This is a genomic window from Luteimonas salinilitoris (assembly GCF_041300785.1).
Classification (GTDB): Bacteria; Pseudomonadota; Gammaproteobacteria; order Xanthomonadales; family Xanthomonadaceae; genus Luteimonas; species Luteimonas salinilitoris.
This window is the reverse complement of the sequence record NZ_JBFWIB010000001.1, coordinates 401731-419654: the sequence shown is the minus strand read 5'-3', so window position 1 is coordinate 419654 and position 17924 is coordinate 401731. Positions and strand designations below refer to the sequence as shown.

Genomic DNA, 17924 nt, shown 5'->3' with positions numbered 1-17924 from the left:
TTCGATGCGGCGATCAGGCCGCGGCTTGTCTGAATTCGGGCGTGCGGGCCAGCCGGTCGAGGCTGAAGACCGCCCACTCGTCGTCGCCGAGCCGGTAGGCGCGGTCGAGGAAATGCACGTAGCGCCCCTCCGCCAGCTGTTCGACCGGCATCAGCTGCTCCTCGAGGAAGCTGCGCTGGCCGTACAGCTCGTCGATCGTGACCGCGACATCGCCGCCGGGCTGGCGCACCAGCAGCACGCGCTGGCTTTCGTGCAGCACCGTGCGCGCACCTTCCAGGAACTGCTTGAGATCGACGATCGGCAGCAGGTTGCCGCGGATGTTGGCCACGCCGAGCATCCACGGCTGCGCGCCGGGCACCGGCGTGATCTGCGGCATCGGCAGGATCTCGATCACCTCGTCGAAGCCGGAGGCCAGGCGGCGGTCGCCGATGCGGTAGCCGACGCCGCGCCACAGGCCGGGCGCGTCCAGCTGCTCCGGCAGGCCGGCCACATGGGCCAGGCTCCGGCGCTCGTAATCGAGCAGGGTGCCGAACGGATCGCCCGTGAGCCGCGGTGCGCCTGCCGCTTTCATGTCGCGGCGCCGAGCAGCTCGTCGATGCTGCCGATCAGCGCTTCCTCGCTCGGCGGCTTGACCAGGTAGCCCCTGGCGCCCTGGCGCATGCCCCAGGCGCGATCGGTGTCCATGCCCTTGGTGCTGACGATGACGACCGGGATCGCGCTGGTGTCGGCATCGCGCGACAGCGCGCGCGTGGCCTGGAAGCCGTTCATGCCCGGCAGCACCACGTCCATCAGCACCAGGTCCGGGCGCTCGCGCCGGCAGACCTCGATGCCGTCCTCGGCGCTGCCCGACGTCAGCACCTGGTGGCCGTTGCGCTCCAGCAACTGCGTCAGGACCGCGACATCGGTCGGCGAATCTTCGATCAACAGGATGCGTGCCATGGATTGCCCTACCCCCCCCGGTCAGGCGTTGACGTGCTTGCGGATCGCGTCGAGCAGTTCCTCGCGCGTGAATGGCTTGGTGACGTACTGCTCCGAGCCCACGATGCGCCCGCGCGCCTTGTCGAACAGCCCGTCCTTGGAGGACAGCATGATGACAGGTGTCTGCCGGAACATCTGGTTGTTCTTGATCAGCGCGCAGGTCTGATAGCCGTCCAGCCGCGGCATCATGATGTCGACGAAGATGATCTGCGGATGCTGGTCGGCGATCTTGGCCAGCGCCTCGAACCCGTCGACCGCGGTCGTGACGTCTGCCCCCTCGCGCCTGAGCAGCGTCTCCGCGGTGCGGCGGATGGTTTTCGAATCGTCGATCACCATCACCCGCAAGCCATCGAGGCTGCCGGCACGTTTTTCGTCTTGCGTCATCAATGATCCCCTGGCGCGGTGTTCCCGACGGCCGACACCGCTGCAAACCGTCTTATATCCCAGTCGGCCGGCGCACTGTCAAGCTTCGCACGGGACGCGCGCCACCGCGAGCCCTCATTTCACGGCACTGCGTCGCAATCCACGCCTGCTACTCCGCGCCTGATAACATCGCCGCGTCTCCCACACCGTCACCTGCCATGCCGCTCGACGTCGTCGTCGTGATGGACCCGATCGGATCGATCAAGGTCGCCAAGGATTCGACTTTCGCGATGCTGCTGGCGGCACAGCGCCGCGGCCATCGCCTGCACTACGTCCTGCCCGGCGGGCTGTCGGTGACCAACGGCGTCGCCAATGCGCGCGTTGCGTCACTGGCCGTCCGCGACGATGCCGAGGACTGGTTCGAACTGGGACCGGCGTCGCAGCGTGCCCTCGGGACCGGCGACGTGGTGCTGATGCGCCGCGATCCCCCGGTCGACGCCGAATACCTCTACGACACCCAGATCCTCGGCCTGGCGCAGCGCGCCGGCGCGCGCGTGGTGAACGACCCGCAAGGCCTGCGCGACCTCAACGAGAAGCTGGCGGCGCTGGAATTCCCGCAGTGCTGCCCGCCGACCCTGGTCAGCCGCGAGGCGGCCGCGCTCAAGGGCTTCGTGGCCGAGCACGGCGACGCCGTGCTCAAGCCGCTGGACGGCATGGGCGGACGATCGATCTTCCGCACCCGCGCCGGCGACCCCAACATCAACGTGATTCTGGAAACGCTCACCCACGGCGGTACGCGAACGGCGATGGCGCAACGCTACCTGCCCGAGATCGTCGAAGGCGACAAGCGCATCCTGCTGATCGAGGGCGAGCCGGTGCCGTACTGCCTGGCACGGATCCCGCAGGGCGACGAGTTCCGCGGCAATCTCGCCGTCGGCGGCCGCGGCGAAGGCCGGCCGCTGAGCGAGCGCGACCGCTGGATCGCGGCGCAGGTCGGCCCGGAAATGAAGCGTCGCGGCATGGTCTTCGTCGGCCTGGACGTGATCGGCGACTGGCTGACCGAGGTCAACGTCACCAGCCCGACCTGCATCCGCGAACTCGATGCGCAGTTCGGCCTCGACATCGCCGGCGACCTGTTCGCCGCGATCGAGGCGTCGGATGGTGGAAGCAATTAGCCACGGATTTGCGCGGATGAACACGGATCAAGCATTTCCACAAGCGGCCCTGTTCCATCCGCGTGTATCCGCGTGGATCCGCGGCAAAACGGCTTTCCTCCGCGGCGCATGAACGCCGTCGTCGCCATTCCACCGCCGCCGATCGGCGATCGCGAGCGCCTGAGCGCGACCCTGGTGCTGTCGCTGCTGCTGCACGGCATGCTGGTGCTGGGCCTCGGCTTCGCCCTGGACGACGCCGCGCCGGTGCTGCCGACGCTGGACGTGATCCTGACCGAGACCACCAGCCCGCTGACGCAATCGCAGGCCGACTTCCTCGCCCAGGCCAGCAACCAGGGCGGCGGCGAGCACGACGAGAGCCGGCGCCCGCGCGAGTCGCAGCTCGGCCATGCGCCGCAGGACGAACCCGGGATCGCCCCGGAACCGCTGCGCGCGCAGTCGCCGGACGCGCGGCCGCCGCCGCAGGCGCGGGTAATCAGCAGCCACCGCGGCGAGCAGCAGATGGCAGCGCCCGATCCGACCCCGCAGGCCGATCCCTCGCTGCTGCCCGAGGGCCGCGACCGGATCGAGCGCGACATGGAGATGGCGCGGCTGGCTGCAGAGATCCACCTGCGCTCCGAACGCTACGCCAAGCGGCCCAAGCGCAAGTTCGTCTCCGCCAGCACACAGGAATACGCCTACGCCGCCTACCTGCGCACGTGGGTGGACCGGGTGGAGCGGGTGGGCAACCTCAACTATCCCGACGAGGCGCGGCGCCGCCAGCTGGCCGGCGAACTGGTGATCAGCGTGGCGATCCGCCGCGACGGATCGGTCGAGAACGCACAGGTGATCCGCTCCAGCGGCATCCGCCTGCTCGACGATGCCGCCCTGCGCATCGCCCGGCTCGCCGAGCCCTACCCGCCGCTGCCCAGGACCGACGAGGAGGTCGATGTCCTCCACGTCACCCGTACCTGGCAGTTCCTGCCGGCGGGCGAGCTGATCGACGGCTGACGGTTTCGGGAATCGGGAATCGGGAATCGGGAATCGGGAATCGGGAATCGGGAAAGGCTAGAGCGGCTTTGGCGCAATTGTCGATATATCTCCCTTCTCCCGCTTGCGGGGTGAGGGCGTGCCGCTTACGGGCCATTGGCCCGTGCACGACCGAACGCCCACGCGCTGCGCGCGTGGGCCGGGGCGCGCAGCGAGGTGCCCGAAGAGCCTGCCCACGAGTGCACTAGTCGGGGGGCGGATGAGGGCGCTTTTGATTTCTCGCTGAAAGCGCCCTCACCCAACCCCGCTCCGCGCCCGGCCTGCTCCAGCGGAGCGGGCGCTCGCCCCGCAAGCGGGAGAGGGAATGTCCTGCGATATGCGTACGCCTCCGCTCGGAACGCGGAAGGACGCTGGCAGCTACAGGCGCTTCCAGACGAACCCCTCGCCGCGGCGGTGATAGACCGCGACCGCCCGCCCATAGAACTCCCGCTCCGGCACCAGCCCGAAGTAGCGGCCGTCGGCGCTGCGCCCGCGATGATCGCCGAGCACCAGCACCATGCCGTCCGGGACCACGGTCGGCACGATGCCCGGGCCGCCGCCGTGGCGCAGGTCCAGCGCCACCAGGCGCGCACCGAAGCGTTCCGCGTCGTCGGCATCCTCCGGCTGCAATGCGGCACCGTTGATGCGCAGGCGGCCGTCGACCAGTTCTACGGTGTCGCCTGCTACCGCCACCACCCGCTTGATCAGCCGCGTGCCGTCGGCCGGCGAGTCGAACACCACCACCTCGCCCGGGCGCGGCCCGCCGCGCGGCACCACGTCGACCAGGGTGAAGGGAATCCGCACGCCGTAGGCGGTCATGTCCACGGCCACCCGGTCGCCGGGCTGCAGCGTCGGCTGCATCGAGCCGCTGGGCACGTGGTAGTGGTTGGCGAACGACGAGCGCGCCGCCAGCATCAGCACCGCGAGCACCAGCAACGGCAGCACGTCGGTGCGCAGCCGGTCGAGCGTCTTGCGGGTCCTGCTGCGTTCGGGTTCGGCGATCTCCATCGAAGTCTCCATGTACCGGGGAAGCCACGGCAGCTACTCGGACCGCTCCGCACCGGCGGAGTTCGCATTCGCGCCGCCCGGGCTCGCGCGGTGGCTACTCCGCGGCCCGGCGTCGCGCCTGCTGCTCGGCCAGCGTCAGGGCGACCCGGTCGCGCAGGTAGGCCGGCTCGACCCGCTCCGGCGCGAGCGCGCGGCCGGCCGCGAACTCCGGCGCCGCGAGCCGCGCGACATCGCCGGCCCGCGGCAATGCGGCGCGATCGATGGCGCTCATCCGCGACGCCAGGTGCGTGGACAGCGCGCCCTCGGCGGCGGCGAAGCCGGTCCCCGCTCCCCACCACCCGGACGCCTCGTCGGGCAGCACGACCCCGTCGGGGGCGGCGACCGATTCGGCCGAGAGCGCCGTCAGCGTCCCGTCGGCGCGGCGGAAGGCGCCGCTGTAGACCTCACCCATGCGTGCGTCGATCGCGGCGAGGATGCGCACGGGTCCCAGCCGGTCGGGCGCCGCCCGCATCGCCAGCGCGGCCAGGGTCGACACCGGCACCACCGGCCGGTCCAGCGCCAGCGCGATCCCCTGCGCCAGCGCGATCGCCAGCCGCACGCCGGTGAAGGCGCCGGGCCCACGGCCGACCGCGACCGCATCGAGCTGCGCGCGGGCGATCCCGGCTTCGGCCAGCAACGCCTCCGCCCACGGCAGCGCCAGTTCGGCGTGCCGCCTGGGCGCGAGCTCGAAGCGCTCCAGCACGTCGCCGTCGTTCCAGAGCGCGACGGAGCAGGCCTCGGTGGCGGTTTCGAAGGCGAGGAGGATCACGGGAATCGGGAATCGGGAATCGGGAATCGGGAATCGGGAATCGGGAATCGGGAATCGGGAATCGGGAATCGGGAATCGGGAAAAGCATACGGCGTTGCTGCCGCTTTTGTTCCCGCCTTTGCTTCAACGATTCCCGATTCCCGATTCCCGATTCCCGGCCTCACCAAAGAATGCCTCGACGTCCGCCACCTCGCGGGTGACCGGGAACGGCGGCATGGAATCCATGAACACCCGGCCGTAGCCCTTCCCGGTCAGGCGCGGGTCGCACAGCACCAGCACGCCGCGATCGCTCTCGCTGCGGATCAGGCGGCCGACGCCCTGCTTGAGCGCGATCACCGCCTGCGGCAGCTGCTCGTCGGGGAACGGGTTGCCGCCGGCGCGGCGGATCGCCTGCAGCCGCGCCTCGAACACCGGGTCGTCGGGCGCTGCGAACGGCAGCTTGTCGATGATCACCACGCTGAGCGCGGCGCCGACCACGTCCACGCCCTCGCGAAAACTGGCGGCGCCGAGCAGCACGCCGTTGCCGGATTCGCGGAAGCGCTGCAGCAGCACATGACGCGGCGCGTCGCCCTGCACGAACAGCGGCCAGGGCCCGCCGCGCAGCAGCGCCGCGGCCTCGCGCAGCGCGCGGTGCGAGGCGAACAACAGGAAGGCGCGGCCGCCGGACGCGTGCAGCACCGGCAATATCGCATCGACCACGGCGCCGGTGTAGTCGCGCGCCGCCGGCTGTGGCAGCCGTGGCGGCAGGTAGCACAGCGCCTGCGTATTCCAGTCGAACGGGCTCGGCGCCAGCAGGGTCTCCGGCGCGTCCAGCCCCAGGCGCTCGGCGATGTGGTCGAAGCGGCCGTCGACCGCCAGCGTCGCCGAGGTGAACACCCAGGCCGCGCGCGACTGCTCGCGGTGCTGGCGCAGCGGACCGGACACGTCCAGCGGCGTGCGCTGCAGGCGGAAGCCGCGCGGCGACAGCTCGTACCAGCGCACGTCGTCGGCGTCCCGCGCGAGGTCGCGCGGCGCCGGCGCATCGTCGGCGTCGTCTTCGGCGGCGGCGTCCTCGCCCTCCTGCCGCCATCTCGACAGGCGATTGCAGAACTCGAGCGTACGCGCGTGGCAGGCGTCCAGCCCCGGCGCCGCTTCGCGCAGCGGCGCCACCGCCGCGGTGAAATCGCGCAGCACCGCGGCCAGTGTGGCGAGCGCCTCGTCCACCGCCGTGTCGTCCAGGGCGCGGTCGCGGGTGCCGCGCGGCGGCAACGTTTCCATCGCCGCGCGCAGCCCGCGCACCGCCTGCTCCAGGTCGCGCGCCGGCGCCTGCAGCACCGCCAGCGATCCCTCGACCTCCTTGCATTCGCCCAGCGCGTCGCGGGCGAGCTCGACCAGCGGGCGGGCGCTCAGTCCCTCGCCGAAGAACTGCGCCGCGAGTTCCGGCAGCTGGTGCGCCTCGTCGACCACGAACGCCTGCGCCCCGGGCAGGATCTCGCCGAAGCCCTCCTGCTTGAGCGCCAGGTCGGCCAGCAGCAGGTGATGGTTGACCACCACCAGGTCGGCGGACTGCGCGCGCTGCCGCGCCTGCACCACGAAGCACTCGTTCCAGAACGGGCATTCGCTGCCCAGGCAGTTGTCGACGGTAGAAGTCACCATCGGGATCAGCGGGGAATCGTCCGGCAGCGCTTCCAGCTCGGCCAGGTCGCCCATGCGCGTGCGCCCGGCCCAGGCGACGACGCGCTGGAACAGCGCCACCTGCTCGTGCGAGGCGAACGCGCCGGTGAACGCCTTCGGCTCACCCTTGGCGCGTTCGAGCCGATAGCGACAAAGATAGTTGGCACGGCCCTTCAGCAGCGCGCTCTTCAGGCCGACGCCGAGCGCGTCGCGCACCCGCGGCAGGTCGCGGTGGTAGAGCTGGTCCTGCAGCGCGCGGGTGCCGGTGGAGACGATGGTCTTCAGGCCCGAGAGCAGCGCCGGCACCAGATAGGCGAAGGTCTTGCCGGTGCCGGTGCCGGCCTCGGCCAGCAACGTGCCGCGCCGGTCGAAGGCGGCGGCGATCGCGACCGCCAGCGCCTGCTGCGAAGGCCGCGGCACGAAGGCGGCGATCTTCCCCGCCAGCGCGCCGCCCTCGCCCAGCGCGGCGCGGCCGGCCCCGGCCAGCGTATCGCCGGCGATGATCGCCACGGCAGGATCCGGACTCATGCCACCTTCCCGTGCGGCGGCGACGGGCGCGGGGGCTCGCTCCCGCCGCGGAATCGATGCCGCATGCTCAGTACCGCACGGGACCGGCGACCTTGCAGCCGTCGACCTGTTCCCTGGCCGACGCCGCGCCGGCCGCATCCCCGGCACGCAGCCGCAGCTGCTCCAGGGTGGCCCAGTGGCGGCGGCACAGCGGCCCGACTTGCGCGCCGAGCGCATAGGCGCGCCGGGCCAGCTGGTCGGCGGTGTCGTCGTCGCCCAGCAGCAGTGCGATTTCGGCGCGCTCCTGCAGCAGCGCCGGGTCGTCGTCGACGATCTGCAGCGCGCGGTCGAGCGCGTCCGCGGCACCGGCGTAGTCGCGCTGCGTTTCGAGCCGCGCCGCCTGCTGGCGCAGGTCCTCGACCTGGGGATCGCGCAGCGGCTGCACCGCCAATTCGCCCTCGCCGTCGCCGGCGGCCGCGCGGATGCTCGCGACCATCTGTTCCGCCGGAACCTTCGCCTCGCTCGCAACACCGGGCGCATCCGCAGGTGCGCTGGCGCAAGCCGCCAGGCCGACGGCCAACAGGATCGAAGCCGAATGCGGCAGGGAGATGGCGAGGCGTTTGCTCATGGTTCGTCTTCGGATTGCGGAACGGGCTGGCTTTCTGGTTCGGCGGCGGGCGGGGCCTCGGCCGGCGGCGCGCGGTCGCCAAGCCCGAACCAGCGCCGCCAGCCACGTGCCGGCGCCTGCTGCTGCGCCGGCTCTCCCTGCTGTGGAACCTGCGCGCCATCGGACTGGCCGTAGGCGCTGTAGTAGGGGTCGGGCTGACCATAGTCGCAGGGCTGGTAAGGCGGCGCGAATCCTTCGACGAAGGGGAAACGACGCGCCTGCGGACATCCGGATTCGGTACTGAAGCCCTGTACCACCCACTGCCAGTCGAGACCACCGTCGCCGACCTCGAGCGGCGCACTGGGCAGCCGCGCGAACAGGTCCGACCAGGCGCGCATCGCGCCGGTGGCGCCGTACAGACCGGTGGACTCGTTCTGGTCGTTGCCGATCCACACCACCGCCAGATGGTCGCCGGTCCAGCCGGCGAACCAGCTGTCGCGACCGTCGTTGCTGGTGCCGGTCTTGCCGGCGGGCTTGAGTCGGCCGAGGCCGTCGTTGACCAGCTGGCGGCCGGTGCCGGAGGTCACCGCATGCTGCAGCGCCAGGGTGACCAGGCGCGCGGCCACCGCGTCGCCCTCCTGGGCATCGGCGGGCGCCTGGTCGTAGCGGTTGACGGTACGCCCTTCCGGATCGAGCACGCCGCGCACCAGCCGCAGCGGCTGGATCTCGCCGCCGGAGGCCAGGAACTGGTACAGCTGTGCCATCGCGTACGGGCTCTGGTCGACCGAACCCAGGATCAGCGACGGATTGGGATCGGCCTCGATCCCGGCGAGCGTGCGCAGCAGGTCCGCCAGCCGGCGCGGATCGACCTGCATGCCGATGCGCACCGTGGCCTGGTTGTAGGAGCGCGCCAGCGCGTCGATCAGGCGCACGCTGCCGTGGCTGCGCTTGTCGGAATTGACCGGCGTCCAGCGCTTGCCGTTGGGCAGGGTGACGGTGACCGGCGCGTCGTCCACCCAGGTCGCCAGCGAATAGCTGGCGGGCTGCGCCAACGCCAGCAGGTACACGAACGGCTTGAGCAGCGAGCCGACCGGACGATGCGCCTCGATCGCGCGGTTGAAGCCGTGCTGGGTCGGATCGCGGCTGCCGACAACGGCGATCACCTCGCCGTTGTCGACGTCGGTCAGCACCAGCCCGGTCTGCAGCGGCGGTCCCTTGCCCTTGCTCAGCGCCTCGATGGTGCGCCGTACCGCGCCCTCGGCATAGCCCTGCGCCGAAGGCGACATCGCGGTCATCACGCTCAGGCCCGCGCCCTGCAGGGCGTCGGAAGGGTAATCGCGCGCCAGTTGCCGCCGCACCAGGTCGACATAGGCGGGGAAGCGGTTGGCCGCCAGGCTGCCGGGCGAGCTGCTGATGTCCAGCGGCGCGGCGACGGCGCGCTCGAACTCAGCGGCGTCGATCAGCCCGCTTTCGCGCATCTGCGCCAGCGCGAAATCGCGCCGCTGCCTGGCCCGCTCCGGGTGCCGCCGCGGATCGTAGTACGACGGCCCGCGGATGATCCCCACCAGCAGCGCGATGTGCTCGGTCTCCAGGTCGGCCAGCCGGCGCCCGAACCAGAACTCGGCACCGGCGGCCACGCCGTGGATCGCCTGCGCGCCGCGCTGGCCCAGGTAGACCTGGTTGAGATAGGCCTCGAGGATGGTGCCCTTGTCGTAGCGCGCCTCGATCAGCAGGGCGTAGAGGATCTCGTTGAACTTGCGGGCATAGGTCTGCTCGCGGCCGATGCCGAGCAGCCCGGAGCGGGCCAGCTGCTGGGTCAGCGTGCTGCCGCCCTGCTTCGCCTCGCCGGCGCGCAGGTTGACCCAGGCGGCGCGCAGCATGCCGCTGAGATCGACGCCGTGGTGGTGGGCGAAATCGCGGTCCTCGACCGCCTGCAGCGCGTCGGTCAGCAGCACCGGCACCTCCTCGATCCGCACCAGCCGCCGCTCTTCCTGCTTCTGCCCGTACAGGGTGGCGATCCGCGCCGGATCGAGCCGCGCGCGCTCGACCCCCTTGTCGCTGCCGGCATCGCGCAGGCGCGAGATCCGGCCGCCGGACAAGGTGACCTCGAGCCGCGACGGCGCGACGGCGCCGTCCACGTCCTGGAAGCCGCGGCTGGCGATCACCCATTTGCCTTCGCCGCCGGACCAGGTGCCGGCGCGCTCGCCGTCGCCCTCACGATAGCCGGCCGATTCGAGTTCGACCTGCAGCGTGCGCGCGTCCATCGCGAGCCCCGGCGCCAGCTGCAGCGGCCGGGCGTAGACGCGGGTCGGAACCTGCCATTGCAGCTCGCCGAAGTGCCGGCTCACCTGCTGGTTCAGGTACAGGGTGTAGGGGATCAGGAAGCCGAGGCCGAGGCCGATCGCCGCCAGTCCCCAGGTGAGGATCCGCCGCCGCCAGTCGGCGCGCGCGCGGTCGTCTTGATCGTCTTCGTCGTAATCGATGCGGGCCATGAACCTGGGGTCTAGGGCCCGACGCGACCTACTCCGCACGGGCGAACGGAATCCGATACGACGCATGCGCGGGATGCGACAATGGGCATTCCCGCGAGTCTAGCGCAGCGGCGCCGGCGCGATTGCGCCGCGGGTGACCGACCATTCAGATTGCGAGCGACAGCCGACGCCGTGTTTCCGACCCTGATGTACCACTGGCGCCGGTTGCGCGCCCGCCTGCACCGGCTGCGCCTGGCGCTGCACGCGCGCGGATGGCGCGGCATGCTGGCGCGGCTGAAGGCGCCACGGCCGGAGCCCTCCCCGGTACCGCGGCCGCAGGTATCGGAGGCGTCCGGAGGCGGCCGCCGCATCCTGCTGATCGACGTCGCCACGCCGCGACCCGACCGCGATTCGGGCTCGCTGCGGGCGTTCAACCTGATGCGGCTGCTGCGCGCCGACGGTTACCGGGTCGACTTCCTGCCCGACGATCGCGCCGAGGCCGGCGAATACACGGAAGCCCTGCGCGGCCTCGGCGTGACCGTGCATGCAGGCGCCGAGGCCTACCCGCGCTGGTTCGCGCGCCACCTGCGCGACTACGACGTCCTGGTCGTCAGCCGCTATCACCTGGCCGAGTTCCTGATTCCGCTGGCGCGGCAGATCGCGCCCGCGCTGCACGTGGTGCTCGATACCGTGGACCTGCACCACCTGCGCGAGGCGCGCGAAGCCGACCTGCACGACGATCGTCGGCTCAGGCGACTGGCGGCGGTCACCCGCAAGCGCGAGCTGCAGGCCGCGGCGGCCGCGGACGCGACCTGGGTGGTCAGCCCGGTGGAAGCCGAACTGCTGCGCGGAGCGCTGCCGACCGCACGGGTCGAGGTCGTGCCCAACCTGCACGAGGCCGAGAATGCGCCGGCGCCGTTCCCGCAGCGCAGCGGACTGCTGTTCGTCGGCGGCGCACGGCATCCGCCGAACGTGGACGCGGTCCGCTGGTTGCTGGCCGAGATCTTTCCGCGGGTCCGCGACCGCATGCCCGGCTGCATGCTGCACATCGTCGGCGAAGGCATGTCCGGGGCCGCGACCGGAAATGCTCCGCTCGCCGATGGCGTGCAACTCCACGGACACGTGCCCGACCTGGGACCGCTGCTGGCACGGTGCCGGGTCGGCCTGGCGCCGCTGCGCTTCGGCGCGGGGGTCAAGGGCAAGATCAACCTGTGCATGGCCGCCGGCATGCCGGTGGTGGCGACCTCGTCCGCCGCCGAGGGCATGCACCTGCGCGACGGCGACGACCTGCTGGTGGCCGACGCCGCCGAGGCGTTCGCCGACGCCGTCGTCCGCCTGCATGGCGACGCGGCGCTGTGGTCGCGGCTGTCGCGCGCCGGCAGCGACAACGTGCGCCGACACTTCTCATTCGAGGCCGCGCGCGCCACCATCGCCGCCTCCCTGCCACCCGCCTCCGGCTGATGCGCCTGCTGCTGATCGCCTACGAGTTCCCGCCCAGCCCGTCGCCGCAGTCGCTGCGCTGGACCTATCTCGCGCGCGAGCTCGCCGCGCTCGGGCACGAGGTGCATGTGCTGGCGCCGGACCTGGGCGGCGAGACGCCCGGGCTGCCGGCGTTGCCCGACAGCGTGCGTGTGCACCGCACCTTTGCGGGGCCGGTGCGGGGCATGCTCGCGTTCATCCGCAAGCGGCGCCGGCGCCGGGCGGCCACCGCCGTGCACCCACACATGGATCCTCCCGTGTCCGCCGATTCCGGAACACGGAGCGCGGCCCTGCGTCCCCCGCGCAACTGGAAGCAACAGGTGTCCGAGATGGTGCAGTCGGCGGCGCAGCGCATCTGGTTTCCCGATGTCCGCGGCGAATGGCGGTTCTGGGCAGAGCGCGCGCTGGAGCCGCTGCTCGACCGGATCGCTCCCGACCTGGTGATCAGTTCGCACGAACCTGCCACCACGCTCGAACTCGGCTTGTCGGCGCAGGCGCTGGGCTTCCGCTGGGCGGCCGATCTCGGCGATCCGGTGCTGGCGGGCTATGTCGCGCCGCACTGGCGCGACCGCGCCGGGCGACTGGAAAACGAGGTCTGCGATCGTGCCGACCTGGTCACGGTCACCAACGCCGGCGCCGCCGAACTGCTGCGCCAGCGGCACGGGCGCTGCGCAGACATCGGAATATTGCCGCAAGGATTCGACGACCGGTCACGCGCGCGGGCGACCGCGGCACCCCGCATCTTCGACCGCGACCGGCTCGAGCTGCTGTACACCGGCAGCTTCTACAGCTTCCGTCGCGCCGACGCGCTGATGCGGGCCCTCGAGGCGCATCCCGCGCTTCGGCTCAGCATTGCCGCGGTGACCGTCCCCGAAGCGATGGTCTCCGCGGCGAAGGCTGCGCCGGAGCGGATCCGCCTACTCGGTTTCCTGCCGCACGACGCGATCCTGGACCTGCAGCGGCACGCCGACGTGCTGGTCAACATCGCCAACGACGACGTCACCCAGATCCCGGGCAAGTTCTACGAGTACCTGGGGGCCGGCCGGCCGATCCTGCACCTGGGCAACGGCGATGATCCCGTCGCCGCGATGGTGGTGCGGTTGCGCCGCGGCTGGACCTGCCACAACGACGCCGAAGCCATCAGCGAACGTTTACTGGCCCTGGCACAGGAAAAAGCGCGAGGACGCCTCGAACAGGGCCTTGCGCTCGGTCCCGAGACGGTCGGCGAATACGGCTGGCGGCAGATCGCCGGCCGGCTGGAGGCGCTGTTGCTGGCGGTCGCCGCAGGCGCCGGGCGCCGCTGACCGCTCAGTCGCCCGACGCCGAAGCCGCACGCAGCCGTTCGGCGAACTCCGCCAGCCCGGGCACCGCCGTGTCGACCTCCCGCGCGAACCGCAGCGCCGATCTCGCCGCCTGCACTTCGCCCGCGGCCAGGCGCTCATCGCCGACCGCGAGCCAGCGCTGCGCCAGGCGCCGCCGCGCCTGCGCCAGGGCATCCCCTTCGTCGGCCAACGCGACCCGGGCGTCCAGGCAGGCACGGGCACGACCGAGGCTGTTGCTGCGCAACTCGCGTTCGAAGCAGTCGCGCGCGAACGGCAGCAACCGGTCGCTGGCCCGCCGCACCCGCGCATCGTCCGGCGCGATGGCGCGCGCTGCGCGTAATTTGTCGTAGGCGCTGTCGCCCGGCGGTGCCAACAGCTCGCCCCGCTGTTCGGCTGCGGCGGCCTCGCGCAACAGGACCTCGACACGTTGCTGCCGCTGTCGCGACGGTGCGGGCTGCAACTGCGCCTTGAGCCGGCGCGAGCGCTCGATGCGTCGCGTCGCGTCCCGTACCGCCGCGTGCTCCGGCGCCAGGACGCGGGCCTGTACCAGGGCGGCATCGGCATCGGCGAAACGGAAATCGGATGCCAGCCGCTCGGCGCGCCGCGCCAGGGCCACGCCGACCTGGACCAGACCGGCGCGCGCATCGGGCGCATCGGCATCGATGTCCAGCAACCGGCGGTAGCGCCGCTCGGCCGATTCCAGGCGGTTTGCCTCCAGGTCCTCGTTGGCGCTGCGCAGCGCGGCGTCGCGCTCCTCGGCCAGGCGCGCCTCGGTGTCGGGCAGATCGACATGCCCGGGATCGTATTCGCGCGCCACCGCGATCGCCGCGGCCGCCGGCGCAAACTCCCCGCGGCGCAGGCCGCCGCGCGCGTCCTGCAGCAGTTGTCCGATCGCGTCCTCGCGGGCGCGCAGCACGTCGTCGTTGCCCGGGTCCAGTTGCAGGATGCGGCGATACAGCGGCAGCGCGGTGTCTTCGGCGCCATGCAGGCGCCCGGCCTCATGCGCCTGCTGCGCGCGGGCCCACATGCGATCGAGCCCGGCATGGGCCGCCTCGCGCACGCGCAGGGCGTCGGCGGTGGCCCGGGTGGCGTCGCGCGGCGACGATAGTTCACGCGCCAGGCGCAGCGCGCGGTGGGCGTCTTCGAAGCGGTTCTGCCGGGTGGCGTTCTCGGCCTGCGCCAGAGCGGCCAGGGCGACCTGCGCCAACCCCTGGTGCGCCTCGTTGCGGTCGGGTTCCATCGCCAGCGCGGCCTCGTACAGCTCGCGGGCACCGCTGCCGTCGGCGGCGCTCAGGTGGCCGCGCTGCAGGGCGGCGGCGGCGTCCTCGCGGAGCTCCTGGGCGCGCGTCTGCGGCCAAAGACGATCGGCGAGCGGCTCCCGCAGGACGATCAACAGCAGCAGGAATACGCCCGCGACCGCCGCCAGCCATGGCCAGTGGCGCTGCCACCCGGTCGCCGTCCCCAACCCGCGGCGCATGCGGCGCCTGTCGGGGAGCCATGCGTGCAGTTCACCGAATACCGGTTCACGCCTGCCGTCCGGCCGGCGTGCCGGCGTTTCGCCGGAAGCGGGCGGAATCTGCGGATCGCGGTCACGGCTCACGCACGCAGCATACTCAAGACAAGCGCATGAGTGCCGGTGCTCAAGCCCGCCAGGCGCGTTCCACCCCGGCGATGCCCTCGATCTTGCCCAGCAACCGCGACAGCTGGCCGTAGTCCTGCACCCGCAGTTGCAATCGCAGCCGCATCCGGCCGAGGCCGCGGCCGCCGTCACTGCTGATCGCCAGCACGTGCGCATCTTCCTGCGCGATCAGGTTGGTCAGGTCCTTGAGCAGGTGCTTGCGGTCGACGCCCTCCACGGTCACGTCGGCGTCGTGGGCGCCGCCGGTCCGCCCCCACTCCACCGGCAGCATGCGCTGCGGCTGGCGCGCCGCCAGGCGCTGCAGGACGGTGCAGTCGGCGCGATGCACGCTGACGCCGCGCGAGCGGGTGAGATAGCCGGCGATCGCCTCGCCCGGCAACGGCCGGCAGCAGCGCGCGGTCTGCACCAGCAGGTTGTCGACGCCGACCACGCTGAAGGCCGAGCTCGACTGCGGCGGCTTGCGCGGCGCCCGCGGCGCGGCGACCGTCGCCGGCTCCGGCGGCGACGCGTGCTCCAGCAACGCGCGCGTGACCTGGTGCGGGCCGATGTCGCCGAGCGCGACCAGCACGTGCAGGTCGTCGAGCGTGGCGACGCTGAACTTGCGCAGCGCCGGCGCCGGGTCGGCGTGCTGCAATCCCAACCGCTTGAGTTCGCGATCGAGCAGGTCGCGCCCGGCCTGCAGGTTGCGCTCGCGATCGAGCTTGTGGAACCAGGCCCGCACCTTGTCGCGCGAGCGGCCGCTGGCGAGATAGCCGTTGGCGGCGACCAGCCAGTCGCGGCGCGGCTCGGCGGTCTTGCCGGTGAGGATCTCGACCCGGTCGCCGCTGTGCAGGCGATGGTCGAGCGGCACGATGCGCCCGTTGACCTTGGCGCCACGGCAGCGGTGCCCGACCATGGTGTGCACGTGGTAGGCGAAATCCAGCGGCGTCGCGCCGCGCGGCAGGTCGATCACCTCGCCCATCGGCGTGAGCGTGTAGATGCGGTCCTCGACCAGCTCGGTGTCCAGCGCGCCGGCCAGCGCCGCCTCGTCGCCGCCGTCCTGGTGCGACTCCAGCAGCCTGCGCATCCATTCGATCTTGCGTTCCAGCGCGGCATCGCCGCTGCCGCCCTCCTTGTAGCGCCAGTGCGCGGCCACGCCGAGCTCGGCCTGTTCGTGCATCTCGCAGGTGCGGATCTGCACTTCCAGGGTCTTGCCTTCGGGACCGACCACAGCGGTATGCAGCGAGCGGTAGTCGTTGCGCTTGGGCCGCGCGATGTAGTCGTCGAACTCGCTCGGCACCGGCGCCCACAGCGCGTGCACCACGCCCAGCGCCGCGTAGCAGGCGGGCACGTCGTCCACCAGCACCCGCACCGCGCGCAGGTCGTACAGTTCGCCGAAGGGCACGTCCTTGCGCTGCATCTTCCTGTAGATGCTGTAGATGTGCTTGGGCCGGCCGGCGACCTCGGCCCGCACTCCCTGCGCCGCCAGCGCGCCCTCGAGGCTGCGCTTCACCTGCTCGATATAGCTTTCACGGCCGGTGCGCTTGTCGTCGAGCAGGCCGGCGATGCGGCGATAGGTCTCCGGATCGAGGTAGCGGAAGGCGAGGTCCTCGAGTTCCCACTTCAGCTGCCAGATGCCGAGGCGGTTGGCGAGCGGCGCGTGGATGTCGCGGGTCAGCCGCGCCAGCGCGAGCCGCTGCTCGTCCGGCGCCTTCGCCGCCGCGCGCAGGTGCGCCAGCTGCCGTGCCAGCAGGATCGGCACCACGCGCAGGTCGCGCACGATCGCCAGCAGCAGGCGCCGCAGGCCCTCCTGGTTGCCGCGCCCGCCGCGCTCGGCGTGCAGCGCCCAGACCTGATGGGCGGCGCGTTGGCCGTCGAGCAGGGCGACGATCGCCGGGTGCCGTTGCGACAGTTCCGCCTCGATGCGGCCGGCCCAGGCAGGCGCCGCGTACAGGATCGCGGCGGCGATGACCTCGGCATCCGCGTTCAACCGCGCCAGCGCCTGCAGCGTGTCGGTCAACAACGGCAACGGCTCATCCGGCACGGCCGCGTCGCCGTCGCCCGAGGCGGCACGCGCGAGCAGCTCGCGCAGCGCGGGCGTCAGCAGCGCCGTGGCCGGCAGCGCGAGCAGGGTGTCCAGCGGAGTGCGGTCGGTGGCCGCCACGATGCATCATGCGATCGACAGGGAAGGTCTACACTAATGGCGTCCGTCCAAGAGGAACAGCCCATGCGTCCCGTCCGTCTCCTGTGCGCCGCCCTGCTACTTGCCTGCACGCTGCCGGCGCTCGCCCAGCAACCGCCGATCCAGCAGCAGATGACCCCGCAGGAGTTCAGCGCGGCCGGCCTGGACAAGCTCAGCCCCGACGAACTCGCGGCGCTGAACGACTGGCTGCAGCGCCGGGTCGGCGAAGAGACCGCGGTCGCGGTGGAGCAAGCCGTCGAGCATGCGCGCGAGGAAGGCCGCCAGGAAGTGGTGAGCAAGAACCGCGGTTTCTTCCATTTCGACTCCGAGGAGCCGATCGAGAGCACGCTGCAGGGCGAGTTCAGCGGTTTCCGCAAGGGCCAGCGCTATACGCTCGAGAACGGCCAGGTTTGGGAGCAGACCGCGGCCGCCAGCCTGTCCGGCGTGCGCAAGGCCAACCCGAAGGTGACGATCCGGCCGGGCATGCTCGGTGTCTGGTGGCTGCAGATCGACGGCTACAACACTCGCGCCAAGGTGCAACGGATCGAGTGACGGGCCCGAGGTTTCGTAGAGCCGAGCTTGCTCGGCTGCGCAGGCCCCGGAGCCGAAGCTTTGTAGAGCCGAGCTTGCTCGGCTGCACAGGCTCCGGAGCCAAGGCTTCGTAGAGCCGAGCTTGCTCGGCTGCGCAGGCTCCGGAGCCGAGGCAGCGGAGCAAGCTCTGCTCTACGGGTCTCGTGGTGCCGCGAGG

15 protein-coding genes are annotated in these 17924 nt (G+C 71.7%); 5 read left to right on the top strand and 10 right to left on the bottom strand.

All coding sequences use genetic code 11. The annotated features are described in order from the left end of the window. Window positions 1–13: 13 nt before the first annotated feature. The 3 genes from AB5T46_RS01640 to pilG are packed head-to-tail and all read right to left on the bottom strand — an operon-like array spanning window position 14 to window position 1362. Window positions 14–571 carry a chemotaxis protein CheW gene (locus AB5T46_RS01640; RefSeq protein ID WP_370562072.1) on the bottom strand — a complete coding sequence of 186 codons (558 nt, stop codon included), beginning with the start codon at window positions 569–571 and terminating at the stop codon, window positions 14–16. Next, on the bottom strand, window positions 568–939 hold the full coding sequence (locus AB5T46_RS01635) for a response regulator (RefSeq protein ID WP_370562071.1): 372 nt from the start codon (window positions 937–939) through the stop codon (window positions 568–570). The genes AB5T46_RS01640 and AB5T46_RS01635 overlap by 4 nt, the downstream gene beginning before the upstream one ends. A gap of 21 nt (window positions 940–960) precedes the next feature. Beyond that, window positions 961–1362 carry a twitching motility response regulator PilG gene (gene pilG / locus AB5T46_RS01630; protein ID WP_370562070.1) on the bottom strand — a complete coding sequence of 134 codons (402 nt, stop codon included), beginning with the start codon at window positions 1360–1362 and terminating at the stop codon, window positions 961–963. A 197-nt stretch (window positions 1363–1559) separates the two neighbouring features. On the opposite strand from pilG, the gene gshB reads away from it, so the two are divergent. After that, a complete protein-coding gene (gene gshB / locus AB5T46_RS01625) occupies window positions 1560–2516 on the top strand; it encodes a glutathione synthase (protein ID WP_370562069.1) in 957 nt (318 codons plus the stop codon). Between the two features lie 108 nt (window positions 2517–2624). Continuing rightward, a complete protein-coding gene (locus AB5T46_RS01620) occupies window positions 2625–3503 on the top strand; it encodes an energy transducer TonB (protein ID WP_370562068.1) in 879 nt (292 codons plus the stop codon). A 396-nt stretch (window positions 3504–3899) separates the two neighbouring features. Here AB5T46_RS01620 and lepB read toward each other — a convergent pair whose 3' ends face one another. The 5 genes from lepB to mrcB form a co-directional block, all read right to left on the bottom strand. Continuing rightward, the gene (gene lepB / locus AB5T46_RS01615) at window positions 3900–4529 is read right to left on the bottom strand and encodes a signal peptidase I (protein WP_370562067.1); all 630 of its coding nucleotides are present in this window, start codon (window positions 4527–4529) and stop codon (window positions 3900–3902) included. 94 nt (window positions 4530–4623) lie between these two features. Next, complete coding sequence (gene tsaB / locus AB5T46_RS01610) at window positions 4624–5337, bottom strand: tRNA (adenosine(37)-N6)-threonylcarbamoyltransferase complex dimerization subunit type 1 TsaB (protein ID WP_370562066.1); 714 nt, start codon at window positions 5335–5337, stop codon at window positions 4624–4626. A gap of 123 nt (window positions 5338–5460) precedes the next feature. Next, the gene (locus tag AB5T46_RS01605; protein ID WP_370562065.1) at window positions 5461–7518 is read right to left on the bottom strand and encodes an ATP-dependent DNA helicase; all 2058 of its coding nucleotides are present in this window, start codon (window positions 7516–7518) and stop codon (window positions 5461–5463) included. A 67-nt stretch (window positions 7519–7585) separates the two neighbouring features. After that, window positions 7586–8125, bottom strand: coding sequence for a tetratricopeptide repeat protein (locus tag AB5T46_RS01600; RefSeq protein WP_370562064.1), 540 nt, complete (start codon window positions 8123–8125; stop codon window positions 7586–7588). Next, on the bottom strand, window positions 8122–10596 hold the full coding sequence (mrcB, locus tag AB5T46_RS01595; protein ID WP_370562063.1) for a penicillin-binding protein 1B: 2475 nt from the start codon (window positions 10594–10596) through the stop codon (window positions 8122–8124). Before mrcB ends, AB5T46_RS01600 begins: the two co-directional genes overlap by 4 nt. Before the next feature lie 171 nt (window positions 10597–10767). Here mrcB and AB5T46_RS01590 point away from each other — a divergent pair, with 171 nt between their 5' ends. Both AB5T46_RS01590 and AB5T46_RS01585 read left to right on the top strand, forming a co-directional pair. Continuing rightward, window positions 10768–12036: a glycosyltransferase gene (locus AB5T46_RS01590; RefSeq protein WP_370562062.1), complete on the top strand. Its 1269-nt coding sequence runs from the start codon at window positions 10768–10770 to the stop codon at window positions 12034–12036. Next, window positions 12036–13358 carry a glycosyltransferase family protein gene (locus AB5T46_RS01585; protein WP_370562061.1) on the top strand — a complete coding sequence of 441 codons (1323 nt, stop codon included), beginning with the start codon at window positions 12036–12038 and terminating at the stop codon, window positions 13356–13358. The genes AB5T46_RS01590 and AB5T46_RS01585 overlap by 1 nt, the downstream gene beginning before the upstream one ends. A gap of 4 nt (window positions 13359–13362) precedes the next feature. Here AB5T46_RS01585 and AB5T46_RS01580 read toward each other — a convergent pair whose 3' ends face one another. Both AB5T46_RS01580 and AB5T46_RS01575 read right to left on the bottom strand, forming a co-directional pair. Then, the gene (locus AB5T46_RS01580) at window positions 13363–14976 is read right to left on the bottom strand and encodes a hypothetical protein (RefSeq protein ID WP_370562060.1); all 1614 of its coding nucleotides are present in this window, start codon (window positions 14974–14976) and stop codon (window positions 13363–13365) included. 40 nt (window positions 14977–15016) lie between these two features. Further along, entirely contained in the window at window positions 15017–17158 is a 2142-nt protein-coding gene (locus AB5T46_RS01575) for a bifunctional (p)ppGpp synthetase/guanosine-3',5'-bis(diphosphate) 3'-pyrophosphohydrolase (protein WP_370562059.1), read from the bottom strand. Window positions 17159–17221: 63 nt separating this feature from the next. On the opposite strand from AB5T46_RS01575, the gene AB5T46_RS01570 reads away from it, so the two are divergent. Beyond that, window positions 17222–17728: a hypothetical protein gene (locus AB5T46_RS01570; protein ID WP_370562058.1), complete on the top strand. Its 507-nt coding sequence runs from the start codon at window positions 17222–17224 to the stop codon at window positions 17726–17728. Window positions 17729–17924: the final 196 nt, after the last annotated feature.

Coding starts and splice junctions, on each gene's coding strand:
- AB5T46_RS01600 (WP_370562064.1), bottom strand. CDS start 8,125: ATGAGCAAACGCCTCGCCATCTCCCTGCCGCATTCGGCTTCGATCCTG.
- AB5T46_RS01585 (WP_370562061.1), top strand. CDS start 12,036: ATGCGCCTGCTGCTGATCGCCTACGAGTTCCCGCCCAGCCCGTCGCCG.
- AB5T46_RS01640 (WP_370562072.1), bottom strand. CDS start 571: ATGAAAGCGGCAGGCGCACCGCGGCTCACGGGCGATCCGTTCGGCACC.
- AB5T46_RS01635 (WP_370562071.1), bottom strand. CDS start 939: ATGGCACGCATCCTGTTGATCGAAGATTCGCCGACCGATGTCGCGGTC.
- pilG (WP_370562070.1), bottom strand. CDS start 1,362: ATGACGCAAGACGAAAAACGTGCCGGCAGCCTCGATGGCTTGCGGGTG.
- mrcB (WP_370562063.1), bottom strand. CDS start 10,596: ATGGCCCGCATCGATTACGACGAAGACGATCAAGACGACCGCGCGCGC.
- lepB (WP_370562067.1), bottom strand. CDS start 4,529: ATGGAGATCGCCGAACCCGAACGCAGCAGGACCCGCAAGACGCTCGAC.
- gshB (WP_370562069.1), top strand. CDS start 1,560: ATGCCGCTCGACGTCGTCGTCGTGATGGACCCGATCGGATCGATCAAG.
- AB5T46_RS01570 (WP_370562058.1), top strand. CDS start 17,222: ATGCGTCCCGTCCGTCTCCTGTGCGCCGCCCTGCTACTTGCCTGCACG.
- AB5T46_RS01620 (WP_370562068.1), top strand. CDS start 2,625: ATGAACGCCGTCGTCGCCATTCCACCGCCGCCGATCGGCGATCGCGAG.
- AB5T46_RS01605 (WP_370562065.1), bottom strand. CDS start 7,518: ATGAGTCCGGATCCTGCCGTGGCGATCATCGCCGGCGATACGCTGGCC.